This is a genomic window from Candidatus Latescibacter sp. IFSED24, assembly GCF_058273205.1.
This window is the reverse complement of the sequence record NZ_CM177850.1, coordinates 4,810,989-4,834,060: the sequence shown is the minus strand read 5'-3', so window position 1 is coordinate 4,834,060 and position 23,072 is coordinate 4,810,989. Positions and strand designations below refer to the sequence as shown.

18 protein-coding genes are annotated in these 23,072 nt (G+C 68.8%); 13 read left to right on the top strand and 5 right to left on the bottom strand.

Annotation, left to right across the window (positions count from 1 at the left end; genetic code table 11):
* The first annotated feature begins 3 nt into the window (after window positions 1–3).
* Genes IFSED24_RS19420 through IFSED24_RS19410 form a run of 3 tightly spaced genes read left to right on the top strand, consistent with a single transcriptional unit; the run spans window position 4 to window position 3,569 of the window.
* A complete protein-coding gene (locus IFSED24_RS19420; protein WP_491333149.1) occupies window positions 4–801 on the top strand; it encodes an enoyl-CoA hydratase-related protein in 798 nt (265 codons plus the stop codon).
* Entirely contained in the window at window positions 802–2,805 is a 2,004-nt protein-coding gene (locus IFSED24_RS19415) for an acetyl/propionyl/methylcrotonyl-CoA carboxylase subunit alpha (RefSeq protein ID WP_491333148.1), read from the top strand. It abuts the gene before it with no gap.
* Window positions 2,802–3,569: a beta/alpha barrel domain-containing protein gene (locus IFSED24_RS19410; protein WP_491333147.1), complete on the top strand. Its 768-nt coding sequence runs from the start codon at window positions 2,802–2,804 to the stop codon at window positions 3,567–3,569. Before IFSED24_RS19415 ends, IFSED24_RS19410 begins: the two co-directional genes overlap by 4 nt.
* Window positions 3,570–3,579: 10 nt before the next feature.
* On the opposite strand, the gene IFSED24_RS19405 is transcribed toward IFSED24_RS19410, so the two are convergent.
* The gene (locus IFSED24_RS19405) at window positions 3,580–4,653 is read right to left on the bottom strand and encodes a hypothetical protein (protein ID WP_491333146.1); all 1,074 of its coding nucleotides are present in this window, start codon (window positions 4,651–4,653) and stop codon (window positions 3,580–3,582) included.
* A 196-nt stretch (window positions 4,654–4,849) separates the two neighbouring features.
* On the opposite strand from IFSED24_RS19405, the gene IFSED24_RS19400 reads away from it, so the two are divergent.
* The 3 genes from IFSED24_RS19400 (at window position 4,850) to IFSED24_RS19390 (ending at window position 7,109) form a co-directional block, all read left to right on the top strand.
* A complete protein-coding gene (locus IFSED24_RS19400; RefSeq protein ID WP_491333145.1) occupies window positions 4,850–6,109 on the top strand; it encodes a serine hydrolase domain-containing protein in 1,260 nt (419 codons plus the stop codon).
* Between the two features lie 80 nt (window positions 6,110–6,189).
* Window positions 6,190–6,669 (top strand): VirK family protein, encoded by a 480-nt coding sequence (locus IFSED24_RS19395; RefSeq protein ID WP_491333144.1) that lies wholly within the window; start codon window positions 6,190–6,192, stop codon window positions 6,667–6,669.
* 98 nt (window positions 6,670–6,767) lie between these two features.
* Entirely contained in the window at window positions 6,768–7,109 is a 342-nt protein-coding gene (locus IFSED24_RS19390) for an STAS domain-containing protein (RefSeq protein WP_491333143.1), read from the top strand.
* Between the two features lie 140 nt (window positions 7,110–7,249).
* On the opposite strand, the gene IFSED24_RS19385 is transcribed toward IFSED24_RS19390, so the two are convergent.
* Entirely contained in the window at window positions 7,250–8,575 is a 1,326-nt protein-coding gene (locus tag IFSED24_RS19385) for a peptide-N-glycosidase F-related protein (protein WP_491333142.1), read from the bottom strand.
* A gap of 244 nt (window positions 8,576–8,819) precedes the next feature.
* On the opposite strand from IFSED24_RS19385, the gene hcp reads away from it, so the two are divergent.
* The gene (gene hcp / locus IFSED24_RS19380) at window positions 8,820–10,391 is read left to right on the top strand and encodes a hydroxylamine reductase (RefSeq protein ID WP_491333141.1); all 1,572 of its coding nucleotides are present in this window, start codon (window positions 8,820–8,822) and stop codon (window positions 10,389–10,391) included.
* Window positions 10,392–10,464: 73 nt separating this feature from the next.
* Here the strand turns inward: hcp and IFSED24_RS19375 are convergent, their stop codons facing one another.
* Together IFSED24_RS19375 and lepB are read right to left on the bottom strand one after the other, a co-directional pair.
* Window positions 10,465–12,705 carry a patatin-like phospholipase family protein gene (locus IFSED24_RS19375; protein WP_491333140.1) on the bottom strand — a complete coding sequence of 747 codons (2,241 nt, stop codon included), beginning with the start codon at window positions 12,703–12,705 and terminating at the stop codon, window positions 10,465–10,467.
* Between the two features lie 114 nt (window positions 12,706–12,819).
* Entirely contained in the window at window positions 12,820–13,503 is a 684-nt protein-coding gene (lepB, locus tag IFSED24_RS19370; protein WP_491333139.1) for a signal peptidase I, read from the bottom strand.
* Between the two features lie 182 nt (window positions 13,504–13,685).
* On the opposite strand from lepB, the gene IFSED24_RS19365 reads away from it, so the two are divergent.
* Both IFSED24_RS19365 and IFSED24_RS19360 read left to right on the top strand, forming a co-directional pair.
* On the top strand, window positions 13,686–14,993 hold the full coding sequence (locus tag IFSED24_RS19365) for a radical SAM protein (RefSeq protein WP_491333138.1): 1,308 nt from the start codon (window positions 13,686–13,688) through the stop codon (window positions 14,991–14,993).
* Window positions 14,990–15,802 (top strand): nitroreductase family protein, encoded by an 813-nt coding sequence (locus IFSED24_RS19360; protein ID WP_491333137.1) that lies wholly within the window; start codon window positions 14,990–14,992, stop codon window positions 15,800–15,802. Before IFSED24_RS19365 ends, IFSED24_RS19360 begins: the two co-directional genes overlap by 4 nt.
* On the opposite strand, the gene IFSED24_RS19355 is transcribed toward IFSED24_RS19360, so the two are convergent.
* A complete protein-coding gene (locus IFSED24_RS19355; protein WP_491333136.1) occupies window positions 15,793–16,101 on the bottom strand; it encodes a hypothetical protein in 309 nt (102 codons plus the stop codon). The genes IFSED24_RS19360 and IFSED24_RS19355 overlap by 10 nt on opposite strands.
* 193 nt (window positions 16,102–16,294) lie before the next feature.
* On the opposite strand from IFSED24_RS19355, the gene IFSED24_RS19350 reads away from it, so the two are divergent.
* The 4 genes from IFSED24_RS19350 to IFSED24_RS19335 are packed head-to-tail and all read left to right on the top strand — an operon-like array spanning window position 16,295 to window position 22,960.
* The gene (locus IFSED24_RS19350) at window positions 16,295–17,011 is read left to right on the top strand and encodes a TetR/AcrR family transcriptional regulator (protein WP_491333135.1); all 717 of its coding nucleotides are present in this window, start codon (window positions 16,295–16,297) and stop codon (window positions 17,009–17,011) included.
* Complete coding sequence (locus IFSED24_RS19345; RefSeq protein WP_491333134.1) at window positions 17,008–18,501, top strand: efflux transporter outer membrane subunit; 1,494 nt, start codon at window positions 17,008–17,010, stop codon at window positions 18,499–18,501. The genes IFSED24_RS19350 and IFSED24_RS19345 overlap by 4 nt, the downstream gene beginning before the upstream one ends.
* Window positions 18,498–19,715 (top strand): efflux RND transporter periplasmic adaptor subunit, encoded by a 1,218-nt coding sequence (locus tag IFSED24_RS19340; RefSeq protein WP_491333133.1) that lies wholly within the window; start codon window positions 18,498–18,500, stop codon window positions 19,713–19,715. The genes IFSED24_RS19345 and IFSED24_RS19340 overlap by 4 nt, the downstream gene beginning before the upstream one ends.
* Complete coding sequence (locus tag IFSED24_RS19335) at window positions 19,712–22,960, top strand: efflux RND transporter permease subunit (RefSeq protein ID WP_491333132.1); 3,249 nt, start codon at window positions 19,712–19,714, stop codon at window positions 22,958–22,960. The genes IFSED24_RS19340 and IFSED24_RS19335 overlap by 4 nt, the downstream gene beginning before the upstream one ends.
* Window positions 22,961–23,072 lie beyond the last annotated feature (112 nt).

Genomic DNA, 23,072 nt, shown 5'->3' with positions numbered 1-23,072 from the left:
GGGATGCAAGAGATCCGGACAACCTGCCATGCCGCCATCGACCCGCGCGGCGTGGTCACCCTGACCCTGGCGCGCCCCGAGAAGCACAACGCCTTCTCCAGCGTCATGGTGCGCGAACTGACCGAGCTGCTGCAGTGGGCCGCCGACCAGGAAGACGTGCGGGCGCTGGTCCTGCGCGCCGAGGGCAAGCACTTCTGCGCCGGCGCCGACCTCGACGACATGCGCGCCATGGCCGAGGCCGACCGTCAGACCAACCTCACCGACGCGGTGGCCCTGGCCCACCTCATGCGCCGTCTGGATACGTTCCCGCGACCGGTGCTCGCGGTGGTGCAGGGCGCAGCCTACGGCGGCGCCGTGGGCCTCTGCTGCTGCTGCGACACGGTGTTCGCCGGACCGGCGGCGCGCTTCTGCCTGAGCGAAGCGCGGCTTGGTCTGGCCGCCTCGGTGATCTCGCCCTACGTGGTCCGCGCGCTGGGTCCGCGACGCTCCCGGCACTGCGCGTTGACCGCCGAGCTGATCACCGCCGAGACCGCCGTCCGCTACGGCCTGGCCAACGATGTGGTCGACGATCTGGAGGTGGCCACGGCGAACTGGCTCGCTGCCGTGCTGGCCGGGGCCCCCGGCGCCCAGGCTGCGATCAAGGAACTGGTGCACCGCGTGCACGGCCATCCGGTCAACGACGGCCTGATCCGCGAGACCGCCCAGTCCATCGCCGAGCTGCGCGCCCGTCCCGAGGGTCGCGAGGGCCTGGCCGCGTTCTTCGCCCGACGTCCGCCTAGCTGGGCGCCCACCGAGGAGTGAATGTTGCTTCGTAAGCTGCTCATCGCCAACCGCGGCGAGATCGCCTGCCGCGTGATCCGCACGGCTCACCAGCTCGGCATCCGCTGCGTCGCCGTGTACTCCGATGCCGATGCCGGCGCCCTGCACGTGGCCATGGCGGACGAGGCCGTCCGTCTGGGACCGGCACCCAGCGGGGAGAGCTACCTGGTCCAGGAAAAGATCCTGGCGGCCGCCCGCCTGACCGAGGCCGACGCGATCCATCCCGGCTACGGCTTCCTCTCCGAGAACGCAGGCTTCGCCCGGGCCTGCGCCGCCAACGATCTGATCTTCGTGGGGCCGCCCCCCGACGCCATCGACGCCATGGGCAACAAGAGCCGCGCCAAGGAGATCATGGCCGACGCGGGCGTGCCCATGCTGCCCGGCTACCACGGCACCGACCAGGACGACCAGGTGCTGGCGGCCGCCGCCGAGGAAATCGGCTTCCCGCTGTTGATCAAGGCCGCCATGGGCGGTGGCGGCAAGGGCATGCGCGTGGTCGAGCGCCCCGAGGACTTCGCCGAGGCGCTGCAACTCGCCCGTGGCGAGGCCCAGAGCGCCTTCGGCGATCAGACCATGCTGCTCGAGCGGTTCCTGGCCCGGCCGCGTCACGTGGAGGTGCAGGTCTTCGCCGACAGCCAGGGTCATTGCATCTACCTGGGCGACCGCGACTGCTCGATCCAGCGGCGCCATCAGAAGATCATCGAGGAAGCCCCCGCACCCGGCCTCTCCCCCGCCCAGCGCCTGGAGATGGGCGAGGCGGCGGTGCGCGCCGCCCAGGTCATCGGCTACCAGGGCGCCGGCACCGTGGAGTTCCTGTTCGGCGAGGACGGCGGCTTCTACTTCATGGAGATGAACACCCGGCTGCAGGTGGAGCATCCGGTCACCGAGATGGTCACCGGCCAGGATCTGGTGAAGTGGCAGCTGCTGGTGGCGGCGGGTGACGCGTTGCCCCTGCGTCAGGAGGATGTGCACATCAATGGCCATGCCATCGAGGCGCGCATCTACGCCGAGGATCCCGACGACGGCTTCAAGCCCACCCCCGGCCGCATCACCTTCATGGCCGAACCCGAGGCCTCACGCTTCGTGCGCATCGACAGCGGCGTGCGCGAGAACGACGAGATCACAAGCCACTACGATCCCATGATCGCCAAGCTGGTCTGCTGGGACGAGCAGCGGCCGCTGGCGGTGCGGCGCATCAACCGGGCGCTGGAGGAGTACCGGATCGTGGGCGTGACCAGCAACCTCAACTACCTGGCCAACATCCTCGACTCGCGCCCCTTCGTCACCGGAGACCTGTCGACCCGCTTCCTCACCGACCACGCGGCCCTGCTGGTGGGCAACAACGGCCTGTCGCCCGAGCGGTTCCAGGCACTTGCGACGCTCTACATCCTGGAGTGCCAGTCTCGCCTGGCACGTCAGAGCGCTCACCGCACTGCCGACCCGCACTCGCCGTGGGCCGACCTGCCCGACTGGCGGCTCAACGGTCCGGCGCACACCATGGTTCGCCTGCTCGATCACGAAGGCCAGGAGATCCTGGTGGGTGTGGTGCGCACCGGCGCCGGCAAGTACCGCCTCGACCTCGGAACGCGCGAGATCAGCGCCGCGGCCAGCCTCCAGGGCCGGCGCCTCTTCGCCGAGCTGGACGGGCACACGCTCAAGGCCACCGTCACCGCCACCAGCAGCGCGGTCACCGTGCACTTCCGTCACCACGTCCACACCTTCGCCCTGCCGGCTCCGTCGCTGGCGGCCGAGGAGGAGGAGGCCGCGGGGCAGCTCGACGCGCCGATCAACGGTACCGTGGTGAGCGTCCAGTGCCACGAGGGCGACCAGGTCAAGCGAGGCAGCCAGCTCATGGTCATCGAGGCCATGAAGATGCAGTACAGCATCTGCGCGCCCGAGGACGGCACGGTCAAGGAGATCCTCTACGGCGTTGGCGACCAGGTCCTCGAGGGACAGCCGCTGCTGGTGCTCGAAGGGATCGGTTGACCGTGGGGCATGTTCCCGGACACGTGGCGCTGGTGGAGGTCGTCGGCGAGGGCCTCGCCCTGCCGGCCGACCTGCGGGTCGAGCTGGTCGAGCGTCTGCTCGCCGCCGGCCTGCGCGACGTGGCGGCCATCGCCACCGCCGCCGACGTCCTGCCGCGCCTGCCGCGTCAATCCGGTGTGCGCTACCCCGTCATGGTGTCCGACCTCGCCGGCCTCGAGGGCAGCCTCGCCGCCGGCGCCACGGAGATCCTGCTGCCGGCCAGCGGCAGCGAGGCCGACGCCCACCGCCGCTGGGGGCGATCGGTGGAGGACCAGCTCCGCAGCCTCGAGCCCCTGGCGCGGCTGGCCGCCGAACATGCCGTCCGCCTGCGCGGTCGACTGACCGGAACCGACTCGGCGAGCGCGTCCGCGGAGACCTGCGGCGAGTTGCGCAACCTCGGCTGCTTCGAGGTGAGCCTCACGGCCACGGCCAACCACGGGGCCCATGTCCCGCGCCTCTGGCAGGCCTGTGCCGACCGCATCGGCCCCGATCGGCTGGCGCTGCGCCTCCAGGGAAACGGGGAGGCATCGCTGGCGACGATCCGGTCGCTGCTGCCGCTGGGATTGCAGACCATCGACACGGCGCTCGGCGGCCTCGATGGCATGACGGTGCCCACCGAGGATGTGGTCCAGCTCCTGGCCGCTCAGGAGATCGTCACCTGGGTGGATCCGGACCGGCTCGTGGAGACCACCTGGTGGCTGAGCGCCCACCTGGCCCGATCCTAGCTACCGTCCTCTACCAGGGCAGTGCCCAGGCATGCATGTATTCCACCACGCCTTCGGCGGTGAACGTCTGGGGCCAGAGCATCTGGATCGCGAGCAGACCGGCTAGGATCCGGCGGAACCTCTGGCCGCCGTGGTCAAGGCCGTCCTCCAGGGCTGGCAGCAGGCAGGGGAATGCCAGTGCGGCCATGCGCGACCAGTCGTAGGCCAGGACCATGGCCGCCATGGCAGCCAGGATGGGCAACCCGACCAGCGTGCCCACCTGCGACCAGCGACGCCGGCGCAGCTGGCCGATGGTCCACGCCAGCGGCAGTATCCAGAGCCACTGCAGCGCGGTGTAGAATCCCACCACTGGACGCAGGTAGCCGTAGAGTTCGAAGTACCGGAGCGGGTGGCTGAGCAGCGGGATCAGGTAGCTGGCGGTGTCGTGCACCGCCGGGCGGCGGGACTCCAGGAGCAGGTGGACCGCGAACCAGATCAGCGCGGCGGTGGGCGGACCTAGCCAGGCCCAGCGACGGCGGCCGGGTTCGGGACCGACGTTGCCTGCGAGCAGGGCCACGACCCAGGGCAGCAGCAACAGCGCGCGTTCGTGGTCGAGCAGGGTGAGCAGCCAGATCAGCACGGCCAGCCGGGTCCGCCGGCGCAGCGCCCAGATCCCGAACAGGCCGAGGTAGGTCACCACGTCTGGGTAGGCGCCGCAGTGCACCGAAGTGCGCACCAGGAGAGTCAAGCCCAGGGTTCCGGCGGCGAGGAGGGCGCCGGTCCGCCCGTAGCCACGCGCCAGGGCCCAGCGGGCGACCAGCGTGGGCAGGAGGAGACAGAAGGCCAGGACGGTCCAGACCACGAGATCGCCGCGCAGGCCCAGCAGCCAGCTAACCAGAGGTGTGAGCAGACGCGCCGGGATGGGATTGGGCGAGGTGCCGAAGGGGTCGGCGGCGAGGGCGGCGAAGGCCTGGCCGAGGCCACCCAGTGGCGTGATGGAGGGGGTGGTCGCCAGCGAGGCGGCCCCGAGGACCACGCTCCCGATGCCCAGGGAGTAGGCCCAGGGTGCGAGGCGGGCGAGGCGAGGCGGGCAGGCATCGTTCATGGTCGACCGATGATACCGTCGATGGGGGCGATCGCCAAGACGAAGCCAGGCCACGGAATCGTGACAAGGATCACTGAAAAAGAATCATGATTTCTTGGAACATTGGCGGTGGATCTCCGTAATTTCAGTTCAGCCGGTCCGCCTGTGCGAGTTGCCACCCCCCAGCCATGGCGCCCGCAACCCGGAAGATGCCATCGTGCTTCAGTCCATGTCCCGTGGTCGCCTGCTGGTCGGCCTCGTCATCGTCCTGGCGGCGACCACCACACGACCCCCCGTGCCGCACGCCGCGACCCTGACGGACGCCGTCCCGCGCCTGATGGAGCTGGGTGACATCCCAGGCCTGTCGATGGCCGTGATCCACGGTGATTCTCTCTCCTGGAGCGGCGCTTTCGGGATCCGGGATGCCCGGACTGGCGGGCCGGTCGATCAAGAGACCGTGTTCGAGGCCGCCTCGCTGAGCAAGACCCTCTTCGCCTACCTGACCCTGCGGCTCGCCGACCGCGGCGTCATCGACCTCGACACGCCCCTGGTCCAGTACGCGTCCTATCCGCGGCTGGCCGCCGATCCCCGCCACCGCCTGGTCACCGCGCGCATGTGCCTGACCCACACCAGCGGCCTGCCCAACTGGGGCATCCGCTTCGCCGCCGAGCCGGGCACGCGCTTCATCTACTCTGGCGAGGGCATCCGTTTCCTGCGCAAGACGCTCGAGGCCATCACCGGACTGACCCTCGAGGAGATGGCACAACGCGAGGTCTTCGCACCGCTGGGCATGTCCCACAGCAGCTATCTGTGGCGGGCGGACTTCGCCGGCAACCGCGCCCAGGGCCACGATGCCCAGGGCCACCCACAGCCGCGTCGCGAGTGCCCCGACGGCAGCGCCGCCGCCAGCCTGCACACCACCGCCCGGGACTACGCCCGTTTCCTGCAGGCCTGTCTGCGCGGAGAAGGCCTTTCGCCCGCTCTGCACGCCGAGATGATCCAGACCCAGACCGCATGCAGCCTGGCCGGATCGCCGGCGGGCAGCCCGCACGTGGGGTGGGGCCTGGGCTGGGGCACCATGGACGGCCAGGACGGTGAGGTCATCTGGCAGTGGGGCGACAACGGCGACACGGTGGCCCTGGTGGCCGGCTGCCCCGCCACGGGCGATGGGCTGGTCTACCTGGCCAACAGCGCCACGGGCCTCTCGGTGGCCTACGACCTGCTGGCCGCCGTCCTGCCCGGCCATCCCTGGTGTCTCGACGCCCTGGGCTATCAGCGCTACGACGATCCCCAGCGCATCCGCTGGTTCGAGACCCAGGCGCGCGACGCCCTGCAGCACGGACAATGGGCACGGGCCGGCCTGAGCCTGCAGACCCTCCTCGAACTGCGGCCCGACCACCCCTGGGCCGCCGTCCAGTTGCGGGAGGTCCAGCTGCGGCAGGCCGGCCATCGTCAGCGAGGCGCCGACCGCAGCTGACCCGCGACCAGGGTTTACAGTCCCCGTACGGTGCAGTATATCTTGGCAGCTCGTCCTGCCTTCAACCGGGAGACTGCACCTTGATCCGCTATCGCTTGTGGCCGCTACTGGCCTGTCTGCTCGTGTGCCTGAGCACCTCGGCCCTCGCCGTTTCCCAGCCGCTGACCGACTTCGACCATCTCCTGTCCACCCTGCGCCAGGGTACCCCGGTGCGTGTGGTGGTGGAATACGGTCGCTGCGAACTCATCGCCGACAACGAGCCCAGCGAGGCCCCCGAGGCCATCGGGGGCATGGTCGTCGACACGTGGGAGTACTTCGCGGCCGGGTCGGTACGCAACGATCAGGCATTCCTGGTCTTCAGCCACGCCAGCCTCATCGAGCATCCCCGGCGCGGCATGACCACCAATCACGTCAAGTTCAAGGTCTTCGCCGACGGCGAGGTGGTGATCAGCGCGCGGTACCTCGATCCGCAGACCGGCCAGGAGACCATGTTCGAGAAATTCTTCACCCGGATCGCCAGCGGCGACCAGGGCGCCGCCGCTTTCTACGGGCTCGACTGAGAACTGCTGCTTGCGCCGCGCCCGTTCGGCCCGAAATTATAGGTTCACATGTACAATGCTCCGCGGGGCTGCCCCCCGCGATTCAGGAAGGGGTTCCGGTGAAGATCAACCGCAACGCGCAGGAAACGGCCATGGTCCTGCAGCTGTCCGGCGATATCATGGGCGGCAAGGACTACGAGCTCTTCACCAACGAGATCAAGAAGCTGGTGGACGACGGGCACGTGGACATCGTCCTGGATCTCGGCAAGGTGCGCTACATCAACTCCACCGGCCTGGGGATCCTCGTCAGCGGCTTGACCAGCCTCAAGAAGAACATGGGGCAGATGAAGATCTGCAACCTGAGCGAACGCATCGACCGTCTGTTCTCGGTGACGAGCCTGACGACCATCTTCCCGACCTTCGAGTCGGTGGATGAAGCGCTCGCCTCGTTCAAAGAGTAGCGAACAGGCCGGTCGGCATCTCGCGAGCCGTCCACGCGGCCATCCGGCACGCTCCGCTAGCGTCCAGGGACAGCTAAGCAGCCCGGTCGTCCCATCCTGATGGATGCGTCGACCGGGCTGCTGGTCCGTCCGATGGCGTTCTACTTCAACAGGAGCATCTTCCCGCCGACCCGCTCGTTCCCGTGGCGCACCTCGTATAGGTACATCCCCGACGGCGCCGTCCGGCCAGCATCATCGCGTCCCTGCCAGGTCCAGTTCTGCATGCCGCCCGCAGCGTGGTCGCGCTGCACGCTCCGGATCAGCGTGCCCTCGGCATCGTAGATGTTCACGACGACCCGTCCCGGCGTGGCCAGATGGTACTGGATGGTGGTCTGCGGGTTGAAGGGATTGGGGTGGTTGCCCACCAGGTGCAGCACGGCGTCCTGGGGCCGGCCGTCGCCCACCTCGGTGGTGGCCTGCCGGTAGAACACCACCTGGCCCATGATGTGGTAGCTGGCGTGGCCGGCGCATTCGCAGCTGGCCGTGTTGACGCAGTCCGGGTTGTTGGGGCGGCACCAGTTCTCGTAGGGCTGCAGTTCGAGGACCATGTCGTGGGTCCCGCCGGCGGTGATCCAGTCGCTGAGGTCGACGGTCCACGGCTCGGCCTTGTCGCCGGGGCACCAGCCGGCGCGGTCGTACTGCCAGGTGCCCTGCTGGGGGGAGCATTCGTTGTACTCGCAGTCGGGGCGCCAGAGGTAGTGCTGCTGGGTGTTGCCATCGAGGCGCAGGCGCTGCCACTTGTAGCTGAACTCGGCGGCGTTGTCGGTGTTGAGGAAGCCGTGACCGGTGGCGTAGATCTTGGCGGCAGCCCAGGTGGCCTCGGCCGGGACGGTCACCGGGACCACGGGCAGGTTGTCGGCCACCGGCATTTCAGGATCGCCGTAACGCACGTTGCGCCCCGAATAGAGCTGCGCGATGGCGAAGGGCTCACGCTCGGGGACGCCCTGGACCATCTCGAACGACACGTTCAGGAGCCAGCCGTTGTCGTTGCCCATCCAGGTCTCGATATAGGCCTTCAGCGTCACCGCGCCGTGGAGCAGGAACTGGTAGTCGGTGACGTCGATGTCCCAGGCGCAGGTCTGCGGGCCGCTCGGGTAGGTGATGTCGTAGGGCGTGATGAAGCGGACCAGCTCGTAATCCTCGAAGACCCCGGGTTCCACCTCGTGCTTCAGGCGCAACCAGCCGAGTCGGTCCCAGGGGTCGCAGTCGGCGGGCGAGCCCGGGCAGCTGATCACCATGTGGCAGATCACCTGGGAATAGAGCTGCTGCTCGGGGAAGGCGAAGGTCTGCTCGTGGACGTTGGCCCAGTTGAAGAACTCGCGATTGAAGGTGGTGACGTTGATCGTATCGGCACCGGCGGGCACGGCCAGGGCGATCAGCAGGGTCGCCAGGGCGAGGCCGGGCAGGAGGCGGGGGTTGCGACGCATGGCAAGGCTCCTGGGGTCGGGTGGTCCAGTCCAAGGAATCCTGCGAATCCTAGCACATCGATGAGGTTGGAGGGAAGTGTCTGCGGGACAGGGGCCGTGGCCGGGAGCCGTACGGCCCCGATGGGCTGTTGTTCTCCATCCTTGATCCCGGTCAAGACATGAGCGCTCCGGTTGGACGATCTTATCGCCATCGACGCGAGGAGCCCCGGCGCCGCGGCGCCATACCCTGACGGAGGACGAGTCAATGGAGACCTTCCCCATGTTCTGCAACCAGTGCCAGGAAGCGGCCCACGGGACCGGTTGCGACGAGAGCGGAGTCTGCGGCAAGACGCCAGAGTGCGCCGCCGAACTCGACGGGCTCATCGCCCGCCTGGTCCGCCTGGCGCGCGGCGCGGTGGCGCGCGACGCGGTCGAGGCCGGTACGGCGCGGCTGATCGCCGACGGCCTGTTCGTCACGGTGACCAACGTGAACTTCGATCCCGAGGACATCCGCAGCTGGGAAGAGCGCGTCGACCGTGCCGCCGACCTCATCGAGGCTCCCGCCCTCGCGGTCGGCCGCAGCGGCCTGCCCGCCTGCGACCACGAGGACGTGCAATCGCTCCGCGAGCTGATCCTGTTCGGTCTGAAGGGCATGGCCGCCTACGACCACCACGCCGCCGCCCTGGGCCAGACCAATCCCGAGACCGACCAGTTCCTGGTGCGGACCCTGGCGGCCATCGCCACCGAGAGCGACCCGGGCGTGCTCACCGCGCTGGCCCTGAAGACCGGCGAGGTCTCGGTGGAGGTCATGGCCCGCCTCGACGGCGCCCACACCGGCCGCTACGGCAAGCAAGAGGCCACCGAGGTCACCCTCGAGGTGCGCGACAAGCCCGCCATCCTGGTCTCCGGCCACGACCTCCGCGACCTCGAGGACCTGCTCGAGCAGACCCGCGGCACCGGCGTCGACGTCTACACCCACGGCGAGATGCTCCCCGCCCACGCCTACCCCTTCTTCAAGCAGTACGACAATCTGGTGGGCAACTACGGCGGGGCCTGGTTCGAGCAGCGCACCGAATTCGCCTCGTTCAACGGCCCCATCCTCATGACCACCAACTGCATCAAGAAGCCCACGGCAGCCTACGCCGACCGCATCTGGACCACCGGCGTGGTAGCTTTCCCGGGCCTGCCGCACGTGGGCGACCGCCCCGAGGGTGGCCACAAGGATTTCTCGGCGCTCATCGAGCAGGCCAAGCGCTGTCCGGCGCCCACGGAGATCGAGAGCGGCAGCGTGATGTGCGGCTTCGGCCACGACCAGGTCCTGGCCGTGGCCGACAAGGTCGTCGACGCGGTCAAGAGCGGTGCCATCAAGCGCTTCGTGGTCATGGCCGGCTGCGACGGGCACCACAAGGAGCGGCAGTACTTCACCGACGTGGCCGAGGCGCTCCCCCGGGACGCCGTGATCCTGACCGCCGGCTGCGCCAAGTTCCGCTACAACAAGCTGGACCTGGGTGACATCGGCGGCATCCCCCGCGTGCTCGACGCCGGCCAGTGCAACGACTGCTACTCGCTGGCCGTGATCGCGCTCAAGCTCACCGAGGTCTTCGGCGCCGAGAGCGTCAACGACCTGCCGCTGAGCTTCGACATCGGCTGGTACGAGCAGAAAGCGGTCACCGTGCTGCTGGCGCTCCTGCACCTGGGTGTCAAGGGCATCCGCCTCGGGCCCACGCTGCCGGCGTTCCTGTCGCCTGGCGTGGCGAAGGTGCTGGTCGAGAACTTCGACATCAAGGGCATCGGCGGCGTGCAGGAGGACGTGCAGGCGATCATGGCCGGGGCGTGACCCCGACAACCGTCACGAACCAGGAGGGCCGACCCCACGGGGTCGGCCCTCTGTCCATCGCCGGCGTGTTCGCTCAGTTGAGCGGCGACCCGAGGTGGATCCCGAAATCCAAGTGCACCGCGTCGTTGCCCACGGTGCTGCGCCCATAGCCGATGTGCAGCGGTCCCAGCGCGGTCTCGAGCAGGAGCGAGATGGCGCCGTTGTAGAGGAGGTCGTCGAACGACGCGTCGCGCGAATCCAACCAGATGTTCCCGGCATCGGCCCACACGCCCAGGTAGTACTTGCTGGCGAAGGGCATGTCGCTGCCGCCGATCCGGTGCAGCCAGCCGATGCTCGCCACGCCGAAGGCCGATCCGCGCAGGTGCATGACCTTGTAGCCCGACAGGGTGCGCAGCCCGCCCAGGTGGAAATCCTCGTAGTAGGGCATGCCGCTGCCCATGCTGGTGCCGCCCTGGAAATCCACCAGGATGCTGTTGTCAACGGTGCCGGCGGCGACGCTGAAATGGCCCCAGAGCCGGTCGTACTCGAGACCGGTGTCGAGCCAGCCCTGGGGCGAGTGGAAGGTCACGCCGGCATTGAGGCCGCGGTGGGGAACACGGTGGTCGTCGAGGGTGTCGATCATGAACTGGGCGCTCAGCCCGACCACGCCGTCGATCGCCTTGGGAACCGGCAGCAGGCCGCTCGACCAGTCGGTGCGCAGGTTGCCGCCGAACACGCCGACACGCACCTCGAAGGTCCGCCCGATGGCGCGTCCGAGGTCGCAACCGGCCAGCAGCCTGGTGTACTGGTAGTCGAGGAGTTGCTTGCCGTCCAGGAAGAACGCGTCGGTCTGCGTGCTCACCACGCCGTGCGGCACCACGAACCAGCGCCGTTCGAAGTCGAGCGGCTGGTAGAACTCGGTGGCCAGGCCGAACTGCGCGCCGATGCTGGCGTCGGTCCGCCACTCGGCGCCGCGGCGGTTGACCTCCAGCTTGTTGATGCGCATGTGCAGGACGAAGCGGCTGAGCCCCGAGTAGTTCAGGCGGTAGGCGCCGCCGAAGTTGACCAGGTAGGGCGCGTAGGGTTTCTCGTGGACGTAGACGCGCAGCACGTTCTCGTCGTGCCGGCGGACGAGGTCGAAATCGCTCGACTCGACCAGGCCCAGCTCGTAGACCTCCTCGAGGCTGGCCTGCAGGCGATCGGTGTCGAGGGGCTCGCCCAGAGGCACGTCGAGACGCGAAAGGATGACCGCGTCGTCGATGCGGGTCTCGTTGGTCAGCTCGATGCGGTCGATGACGGGAATGAGGCCCGGATGGGACCCGACCTCGCGGCGCCAGGCCGCGTACTCGTCGTCCGGCACGCCCAGCGCGGCGAGATCCGCCAGATGCCGGCGCGCCGCGACCTCGCCCGGCCCGATGATGCGGGCGAGCTGGTCGTACTCGGTGCCGCTCCATGCCTCGAGCTCGGGGCGGATCACGATGTCGGCCCGTGACAGCTCGTCCTGCAGCGCGAGCTGCGACTGGATCCGCATGGCCTGGGTCTCGATCCCGCCCAGCGTGTTCAGGTCCTCGCGGGTGAGTCCGTCGAGGCGCCGGCCGACCTCGACCGCGATGATGATATCGGCACCCATCTCGAGCGCGGCATCCACGGGCACGTTGCTGACCAGGAAGCCGTCGACCAGGATCCGGTCGTTCATCTCCACCGGGGGGAAGACGCCGGGAATGGACATGGAGGAGCGCACGGCACGAATGAGGTTGCCGCGGTTCAGGACCACCTTCTCACCGGTCTCCAGATCGGTGGCCACGGCGCGGAAGGGAATGGGCAGATCGTCGAAGCTGGCGTGGCCCTGGGTGTACAGCCCCGGGTTGGCGAAGGCGAAGGCGAACTTCTGGCCGGCGATGAGTCCCCGGGGCGTGGCCAGCTTGCCCCGGCGCAGCCCCAGCTCGATGGGGAAGAAGGTCTTCTCGTCGTCTTCCTTGCGGCGCATGGTCCGCGAGCGCCTGGGTTGGCGGTCGTCGAAGAGCTCGCCCCAGTTCACGGTCAGGAGCTCCTGCTCGATCTCGTCGGCGGTCAGCCCCAGCGCGTAGAGCGCACCCACGATGGAGCCCATGCTGGTGCCGGTGATGTAGTCGACGCGGACGTTCTGTTCCTCGAGGACCTTCAGCACGCCCACGTGCGCCGCGCCGCGGGCGCCGCCACCGCCGAGGACCAGGCCGATGCGCGGGCGCTCGTCCAGCGACGGTTCGGCGGTCAACGCCGGCGTCGAGAGCAGTAGCAGGGCCAGGCACAGAGCCTCTGACGCTCGCAGGGGGGAAAGGAGCCGAGTCGGTTTCATGCCGCCAGATTGCCTGACCGTCCTGACCAGAGCAAGACCAAAACTGGCCAACGGCAGGCATGCTCACCACCGGACCGAGCGCGCGGCACTGTCGACGGGATCGCGCGGAAAGATCTAGAGTCCGGTCCCGAAGCGGCTCCACCGCGGCCGCCACCAGCGGTCGCGGTCGAGGCTGAAGGCCACTCCTTCCACACGGCCTTCGAGCGTGGTCATGGGAACGAAGCCGAACACCCGCCCATCGGCGCTGTTGTCGCGATTGTCGCCGAGGACGAGCACGTGGCCCGCGGGAACCCGGATCGGCCCCCAGTCACGCAGACGAGGCTGGCGATCGGTGGTCATGACGGGATGGTCACAGCCAGCCAGCTCCTCGGTGAAATAGGCGTGGTCGTATGGATCGTCGGGGCGCAGCGGCCAGTCCGGATGCGCGGCGGGTCGGTAATCGAGTGTCTGCCCGTCGATCATCAACCGACCACCACGCATGGCCACCACGTCACCGGCCACCGCCACCACCCGCTTGACCAGGCGCTGGCCGTCCACCGGCGAGGGGAAGGTGACCACGTCGCCGCGCTCGGGATCGGCCCAGCTGGTCACCCGGAGGCGCGTGAAGGGCACCTTCAGGCCGTAGGCCAGCTTGTTGACCACCACGCGTTCGCCCACCAGGATGGTGGGCTGCATCGAACCGCTGGGCACGTCGTACCAGTCGGCCAGCGACGAACGGAAGGTGAAGAGCAGTCCGACCATGAGCAGGGTGGCGGACCATTCGCGGGCGCGGTGCTTGAGACGGGTCGACATGGCCATGGTCTACTCCTGGTTCGGGCTCACCTGCTGCATACGCCGGCAACCTTCCCGGGGTTCCCGCTTGTCACCGGCAGTGGTCTCGCCATACACTCTGCGGACCATCCATTGTCAAGACTCCGCGCTGGCCCAGACCGCTGATCCCGATCGCCCCCGCCTCATCAGGCGGCGGGTCGGAGGTTGCCATGCCCGCATCCACTCTCGACACCACCGACCTCTACCGCCTGCCCTGGACCCTCGCCGACAACGGGATCTCCTGGCTCGAGCCCACCGTGCTCTGCAACCTGCGCTGCGACGGCTGCTACCGGCGCCAGGAAGAGGACCCGCACAAGCCATGGGACGAAGTGTTGCAGGAGCTGGACACGTTCCAGAGCCTCCGCCGCAGCGATTGCATCTCCATCGCCGGCGGCGACCCGCTGCTCTATCCCCGCATCGTGGATCTGGTGGCGGAGATCAAGCGCCGCGGTCTCAAGCCCATCGTCAACACCAACGGCGTCGCGCTCAGCCCCGAGATGCTCGTGGCACTCAAGCGTGCCGGTATCTACGGCTTCACCTTCCACGTGGACAGCCGCCAGGGCCGCCCGGGCCGCTGGGCCGGCAAGAACGACTTGGAGCTGAACGAGTTGCGGCGCGAGTACGCCGAGCTGGTGGCCCGCGCCGGCGACATCGCCTGCAGCTTCAACGCCACGGTCTACGCCGAGAACCTCCATCTGGTGCCCGCCATGCTGGACTGGGCCCACCGGCACATCGACATCGTCCAGACCATGGTCTTCATCTGCTTCCGACACGTGGTCCCCGACATGCCGTTCGACTGGTACGCCGGCGCCCGGAAGGTGGACTGGGATCAGATCTGGTACAGCAGCGACGAACAGCGCGAGGTCGAGATCGACGCGCGCACCCTGGTGGACCAGGCCCGCCGCCAAGATCCGCGTTTCCAGCCCGCCGCCTTTCTCAACGGCACCCACGACCCCCAGGCCTGCAAGTGGCTGCTGACCCAGCGCGCCGGCGACCACCGCACCATCCACGGCTACCTCGGCCCCCGCTTCGTGGAAGCCGCCATGGGCACGTACCACCTGCGCAAGGGGCGCTACCTGAGCTACGTCTCCCCCGCCGAGACTCGCCGCGGCAAGCTGGCCATGTTCCTCGCCAGCTTCCTCGACCACGATGCCCGGGCCGCCTGGCGCACCTACCTCGGCGCCGCCCTGCGCGATCCGCGCAAGCTCTTCCGCCCGGTGCATCTGCAATCGCTGATGTTCATCCAGCCGGTGGACTTCATGGCCGACGGCGAGCAGAGCATGTGTGACGGCTGCCCCGACATCACCGTCCACGAGGGCAAGCTGGTGTGGTCCTGCCGCCTGGACGAGCTGAAGCAGTACGGTACGTTCCTGCGCACGGTGCCGCGCGGGGCGGCCGCCTGCGACGGCGGCGCCTGCCACCGCCAGCACTGCGACGAGCACCAGGCGGGGCCGCCGGCCGCCGGGGCGGAGGCATGAGCGGACAGACCTTCGGCAGCTTCGTGCGGAACCTGGTGCGGCTGCTCGCCGGCCGGCCGCGCCTCCCGCAGGGGCTCGCGGACAACGCCATGCTCCGCACCATCCTCGAGCGGCGCAGCATCCGCAGATTCCACCAGCGCGATCTGCCCGCAGACCACTGGGCGGCCATCCTCGAGGCCGGCCGGCTGGCCCCCTCCACGGTGAATCTGCAGACCTGGTCGTTCGCCTGCTTCACCGCGGACCAGTGGCGGGCGACCTTCGGCCGGACGCTCCCCTACGGCGCGCCGCGCGCGGTGATCGTCCTGGCCGACACCCACCGCGCCCGCCGCGTGGTCGAGGGATTCCCCGCGGTGCCGCTCTGCGACCACACGGTGGGCGTGATGAACGCCTCGCTGGCGGCCATGGCCATGACCCTGGCCGCAGAGGCCCTGGGCGTCGGCTCGGTGATGCTCTCGGAGACCGGCAAGACCGGCTTCTACGACGCCCGCGAACTGAGCGGGATCCTGGCCCTGCCGCCGGGCGTGGTGCCGCTGACCACCATCGTCTTCGGCTGGCCGGCCCAGGCGCCGGTGATGCCGCCCAAGCTGCCGCTGGAAGCCGTGGCCTTCACCGGTCCGTATCGCGAGGCGCCGCAGCCGATCCTGGAGGATTGGTACGCCCAGATGCAGGCCGGCTACCGCGCCAGCACCGGCCAGGCCTTCGCGCGGCAGATCGACCACTACAACCGGCGCCTCGCCGAGGCCGAGGCCGATCTGCGTGACCTGGTCCTGCGCGACGCTCACCGCCAGAACGACCCGGCTCAAGACTGAATCCGCTCGACCTCGCTGGTGAGTTCGAAGCCCAGCCGGTGGATCCCCTCGTCCAGGATGCGGTGGTGCCGCAGCGTCAGCCCCGTTCGGATGACCTCGTTCTCCTGGAACCAGAAGCGTTCCTTCTGCCGAGGTGGTTCGCCCACCACCACGAGGCAGAGGCCGCCGTGGCATTGATCGACCACCAGGGCCGGCAGGATCCGTTCGTCGGATCCGGACTGACGCACGAGGCGGATCAGCAGCTGGCCGGGATCACGGTAGCGGATGTGGCGGCGGTCCGGATGCTTGGTCCTGGTCATGATTCCCCCTGTCGAGTCCCCCCCTGTTCCCGGTCGATCATGCCTGCCAGACGCTGTTTTTGCAACCCCGTGTTCATCCATGCCCCGCGAACCGGTCGCGGACAACGATTGAATCCTTGCTTTGTTTGAAACAGACGTTTAAACTAGTCGCTTGAATCACTTGATTGAATCAATCGCTTCAAACGAGGCCATCATGACCGTGGAACCAAGGGACACGCGCGAACGGTTGCTCGAGGCTGCCGAGAACCTCTTCGCCGACCGGGGCTTCGCCGCCGTCTCGGTGCGGGACATCGCCGCCGAGGCCGATGTGAACGTGGCCGCGGTCAACTACCACTTCCAGGGCAAGGACAACCTCTACCACGAGGTCCTGCGACGCGTCATGCTGCGCAAACAGGAGCGCTACCTGGCCGCGGTGCAGAAACAACTGGATCGCGGCCCCATGGCCCTCGACGACATCGTCCGCATCTTCTTCCAGACCCATTTCCAGGACACGCTCAAGCACCGCAGCGGCAGCAACTTCCTCAAACTGCTGGTCCGCGAGATCCACCACGGCACGAGCGAGAGCGCCCCCCACCTCCAGCAGATCCTGCAGCCCATGTGGGACCAGATCGCCACGGCGTTGCAGGCGGCCGAACCACGCATCCACGAGGAGCAGATCGGCTGGATCATGGGCAGCCTGCACGGACAGCTGGTCCATTTCACCATGCGCTGGCACCAGTCCCACGCGCCGTGCGTGGGAGAGGGCGCCGCCCGGGCGATCCAGGCCATGTTCCCGCCGCTGGCCGACGATGTCGATGCGTACATCGCACTGGCCGTGGACCACATCACCCGCTTCTCCATCGCCGGGATCCAGGCGGTCGTGAGCACCCGACCGGACACCGGCCAGACGTCCCAGGAGGCCAAGCAGTGAGCACAAGGAATCGCAAGCGCTCGGCCGCGGCCGCCGTGTCGGCGGTCCTGCTGCTGGCACTAGCGGGCTGCGCGGTGGGTCCCGACTACGTCCGGCCCGATCTGGCCACGGACGTGCCCGGGGCCTTCGTCGCCAGCACCGCCACCGACAGCATCCCTCCCGACCTCGACCACTGGTGGGCCGCCTTCGGCGACACCACCCTGAACCGGTTGGTGGATCAGGCCCTGCGCGACAACCAGGACCTGAAGCTGGCCTCGGCGCGCGTGCTCGAGGCCCGCGCCGCGCTGGGCGGGGCGCAGAGCGACCGCTGGCCGAGCATCGAGGTGGGCGGTACCGCCAGCCGCTCCAAGTCGAGTCTGGCGGCCTTCGGCGGCCAGGGATCGGCCTACCGCAACTACTTCGACGCCAACCTCGCCGCGAGCTACGAGCTGGACCTCTGGGGTCGGCTGAGCCGCGCCGAGGAGTCGGCCCGCGCCACGCTGCTGCAGAGCGAGATGAATCGGCGCACCGTGACCCAGACCCTGGTGGCCGACGTGGTCCGCACCTGGCTGCAAGTGCGCGAGCTGCAGTGCCAGCTCGGCCTCACGCTGCGGACCATCGACAGCTTCCGCAGCACGCTGACCACCGTGGAGGACCGCTACGCCCGCGGCGTGGTGCCGGCCCTGGACGTGCGCCTGGCCAGGCAGAACCTGCTGGTCGCCCTGGCCGCCGAGCCCGAGTTCCGTCGCCAGCTCGGCGAGAGCATGCGACGGCTCGAGATCCTGCTCGGCCGCTACCCCGCCGGCGTGGCCGCCACCCTGGCCGACGATGTGCTGGCACAGGCGGTCATGCCCGACCCGCTGCCCGCGGTTCCCGCTGGCCTGCCCAGCAGCCTGCTCGAGCGGCGACCCGATCTGATGGCCGCCGAGGCCGGCCTGCACGCCAGCGTGGCCAACGTGGGGTCGGCCAAGGCGCGGCTCTACCCCACCATCGCGCTCACCGCCGGTGCCGGCTACACTAGCGGCGATCTCGACACCTGGTTCGACAGCATGTCCGATGTGTGGTCGCTGGGCGCCAACCTGTTCATGCCGCTCGTCAACCGCGGCGCGACCACCGCCCAGATCAAGGCCGCCGAGGCGCGTGCCGACCAGGCCGTGGCCCAGTACCAGTCGGCGATCCTCGCCGCGTTCGGCGAGGTGGAGAACGCCCTCGATTCCGAACGCTATCAGGGCGAACGCGAACGCCTGCTCGAGGCCACCGTGCGCGAGGCCGAGCGCTCGCTGCAGCTGGCGCGGCAGCGTTACTCCGCCGGCCTGGACAACCTCCTGTCGACCCTCGAGACCCAGCGGCGCTACTTCAACGCCGAGAGCGACCTGCTGTCGACCCAGCGCGCCTATCGCACCGCGCGCGTCAACCTGATCCTCGCCCTCGGAGGTCCCTGGGACGCCGAGCTCACCGAGCCCCTGCTGGCTGCCGAGCGCAGCGGCAACCAGGAAGGAGACCAGGAATGAGCAACCAGATCCTCGTCCGACGGACCGTCGCCGGGCTCGTCGTCCTGCTCGCGGTGATCATCGCCGTGGTCCTGATCGCGCTGCGGCCACGGCCCCAGCGCCAAAAACCCCAGGCCCCCGTCCCCATGGTGAGCGTGCACACGGTGACCGCCGAACAACCGCCGGTGATGACCACCGGCTGGGGCACGGTCGAACCCAAGCGGTCGATCAGCCTGGTGCCGCAGGTGAGCGGCCTCGTGACCCGGGTTTCGGAGAACCTGCTCGCCGGGGCGTTCTTCACCGAGGGCGAGGTCCTGGTGGAGATCGAGGACACCGACTATCGCCTCGCGCTGGAGCAGGCCCGCAGCCAGGTGGCCCAGGCCGAGTACAACCAGGCCACGGCCCAGGAGGAGGCGCGGGTGGCCCGTGAGGAATGGGAACGCATCCAGAGCGATGCGCTCGAGGGCAGCGGTCTGGGCGACGCCACCCCGAACCCGCTGGTCTACCGCGAGCCGCAACTGCGCCAGGCCGCGGCCGGACTCGAGGCCGCCCGGGCGGCGCTGGCCCAGGCCGAACTGAACCTCGCCCGCTGCCGGCTGACCGCGCCGTTCACCGGACGGGTCCTCGAGGAGTCGGTGGACCGGGGACAGTACATCCGCGCCGGCGAGGTCGTGGGACGGATCTACGACACCGGCGTGGCCGAGATCATCGTCAACGTGGCCGACCGCGACCTGGCCTGGATCCGGGTGCCCCAGACACAGGGCGATCAGGTGACCGGCTCCGTCGCCTCCATCCGCGGCGAATTCGCCGGCGGCACACACGTCTGGACCGGACGCGCGGTGCGGATCGGCGGCGCCATGGACCAGGCCAGCCGGACCGTGCCCGTGGTGGTGGAGGTGAACGACCCCTACCGGCGCGAGGGTGAGCGGCCCCCGCTCTTGAGCGGCATGTTCGTGGCCGTGACCTTCGCCAGCGAACCGCCGGCCGGATCGGTGACCATCCCGCGCCGCGGCCTACGTCCCGGCGACCAGGTGTGGTTGCTCGACGACGACAGCACCCTGCGCATCCGGCCGGTGACCGTGGCCCAGGTCGGGGTGGAGGAAGCGGTGGTCACCGACGGGCTTGTTCCGGGCGACCGACTGATCACCAGCAACCTGCAGCTCGTGGTGGAGGGCATGCCGCTGCGGGCGAACAACGGCGGCGGCGCCGTGGCCGCAGGGGGGGAGCGGCCATGAAGTCCACGCTGACCTGGTTCGCCGAGAACCACGTGGCCGCCAACCTGCTGATGTTCGTGATCCTGGTGGCCGGGACGATCTCCATCGCCACCATCGTCCAGGAGGTGTTCCCCGAGACCGAGCTCGACATCATCACCGCATCGGTGGTCTTCCTGGGTGGCACGCCCGGCGAGGTCGAGGAGAGCATCTGCATCAAGATCGAGGAACAGATCCAGGGCGTCGACGGCATCAAGAAGGTCACCAGCGCGGCCAGCGAGGGCATCGGCACCGTGACCATCGAGCTCGAGACCGGCACCGACCGCCAGAAGGCTTACGACGACATCAAGAGCGAGATCGACCGCATCATCACCTTCCCCGAGGAGACCGAGAAGCCCGTGGTCACCCTGGTCGACGCGAAGCGGCCGGTCCTGGACGTGATCATCTTCGGCGACACCGACGAGCGCTCGCTCAAGGTGCTGGCCGACAACGTGCGCGACGACCTGATGGCCATGCCGAGCATCACCTACGCCGAGGTCAAGGGCACCCGCCCGTACGAGATCTCCATCGAGGTGAGCGAGGAGGCGCTGCGCGCCCACGGCCTGAGCCTGGGCCAGGTCGCGGCGGCCGTGCGGCAGAACAGCCTCGATCTGCCCGGCGGCAGCGTCAAGACCGACGGCGGCGAGATCCTCATCCGCACCAAGGGCCAGCGCTACACCGGCCGCGAGTTCGCCGCCATCGTGGCGATCAGCAAGCCCGACGGCTCGCAGGTGCGGCTCGACGAGATCGCCACGGTCCGCGACGGCTTCGAGGACCTCGACCTGCGCACCCGCATGGAGGGCAAGCCGGCGGCGCTGGTCTCGGTCTACCGCTCGGGTGACGAGAACGTGCTCGAGGTGGCCAGCGCGGTGAAGGAGTACATCGCCGCGCAGAAGGAGCTGCTGCACGAGGGCATCGGCCTGGAGGTCTGGCGGGATCGTTCGATCATCTATCGCCAGCGCATGAACCTGCTGCTGAGGAACGGCCTGATGGGCCTGGTGCTGGTGTTCGGCGTGCTCGCCATGACCATGCAGTTCCGGCTCGCGTTCTGGGTCGCCCTGGGCATCGGCATCAGCTTCCTCGGCGCGTTCTGGGTGCTGCCCTGGTTCGGCGTCACCCTGAACATGATCTCGCTCTTCGCGTTCATCCTCTCGCTGGGCATCGTGGTGGACGACGCCATCGTGGTCGGCGAGAACGTCTTCGCCCGCCGCGAGCGCGGCGAGGACCCGCAGACCGCCGCCACGCGCGGCGTGCTCGAGGTGGGCGGCCCGGTGATCTTCGCCGTGCTGACCACGGTCACCGCCTTCACCCCGCTGATCGGGGTCGAGGGCATGATGGGCAAGTTCATGTACCCCATGGCCATCGTGGTGATCGCGGTCCTGACGTTCTCGCTGGTGGAGTCGCTGCTGATCCTGCCGGCGCACCTGTCGACGATCAAGGAGGTCCGCGCCCACGGCTCCGAGGTGCCCGACGAGCTACGCAACGCCGCCGGCATCAAGGGCTTCTACCACCGCAGCAAGCACGTGGTGAGCGAGCGCCTCGAGTGGTTCGTGGCGAACGTCTACCGGAAGCACCTGACCTGGTCGCTCAGCAACCGGGCGCTGGTCATGGCCCTCGCCTCCGCGGTGATGCTGATCACCATCGGCTTCGCCGCCGGCGGACACATCCGCTTCACCTTCATGCCGCGCATAGAGTCGGACACCGTGACCTGCGCCCTGACCCTGCCCCAGGGCACCACCATGACCGAGTCCCTCGCCGCGGTGCACCAGCTCGAGGACGCGCTGGAGACCGTGCGCCGCGACGTGCTGGCCGACCTGCCCGACGGCACGCCCGACCAGGTCAAGCTGGTCCAGACCACCGTGGGCAGCCAGCCGCGCGCCTCGGGCGGCGCCGGACCGTTCGGCGGCTCGAGCACCGGCAGCGGCGCCCACCTGCTGGAGATCTCGGTGGAGCTGCTCTCTGCCGACGAGCGCCTGGTCACCGCCAACGACATGGCCCGCCGCTGGCGCGAGGCGGCCGGGGCCATCCCCGATGCGGTGGAGCTGTCCTTCAGCGCCAACCTCTTCTCGGCGGGCAAACCGATCCAGGTCCAGCTCTCCAGCCCCATCACCGCCGACCTCACCCACGCGGCGCAGGAACTGAAGGACGAGCTGGCCACTTACCCCGGCGTCATCGACATCTCCGACAGCTTCCGCGAGGGCAAGCTCGAGCTGAAGCTGAACCTCAAGCCCGAGGCCCGCACCCTGGGCCTCACGCTCGACGACCTCGCCCGCCAGGTCCGCAGCGGCTTCTACGGCAACGAGGTCATGCGCATCCAGCGCGGCCGCGACGAGGTCAAGGTCATGGTGCGCTATCCCGAGAACGAACGCACCAGCCTCGGCTACATCGAGGACATGCGCGTGCGCACCCCCGCCGGCGCCGAGGTGCCGTTCTCGCGGGTGGCCCAGGTGGAGATCGGCCGCGGCTATTCCACCATCGAGCGCAGCGACCGCCAGCGCATCGTCAACGTCTACGGCGACATCGACCAGGACTCCGCCAACGCCGGCGAGATCCTCAAGGAGCTGGAGGCCGGCTACCTGCCCGACCTCCTCGCCCGCTACCCCGGCCTGCGCTACGACCTCGAGGGCGAGGAACAGGAACGGGCCGAATCCATGCAGAGCCTGGCGCGTGGGTTCGTGCTGGCGATCTTCATCATCTTCTCGCTGCTGGCGGTCCAGTTCCGCAGCTACCTGCAGCCGCTGATCGTCATGAGCGCCATTCCCTACGGCATCGTCGGCGCCATCTGGGGCCACGTGCTCATGGGCTGGGACCTGACGCTGCTCTCCATGTTCGGCGTGGTGGCGCTGGCGGGCGTGGTGGTCAACGACTCGCTGCTGATGATCGACTTCATCAACCGCGCCCGCCGCAGCGGCCTGCCCGTGGAACGGGCGATCCTCGAGAGCGGCCAGCGCCGCTTCCGGCCGATCCTGCTGACCTCGGTGACCACGTTCCTGGGCCTGACCCCCCTGCTGCTGGAAACCAGCCTGCAGGCCCAGTTCCTCATCCCCATGGCCATCAGCCTGGGCTTCGGCGTGCTCTTCGCCACGGCGATCACCCTGATCCTGGTGCCGGTGAGCTACAGTCTGCTGCACTCGTTCAAGATGTTCTTCGGCCTGAAGGACGAGGTTTGGGTGTCCGAGGGCGAGGCGGAGCTGGGACTCGGCGGAGGGGAGTTCGGCGAGCAGAGCTGAGATCGTCGATCTGGCGAACGACCGGCCGTCCGACCTGGCTTGGTATAATGATTATTCTTAGCGCCTGTCTTCGTGCGGCTAGGCCCGGCCTGCGACAATTCAACCTCAACAA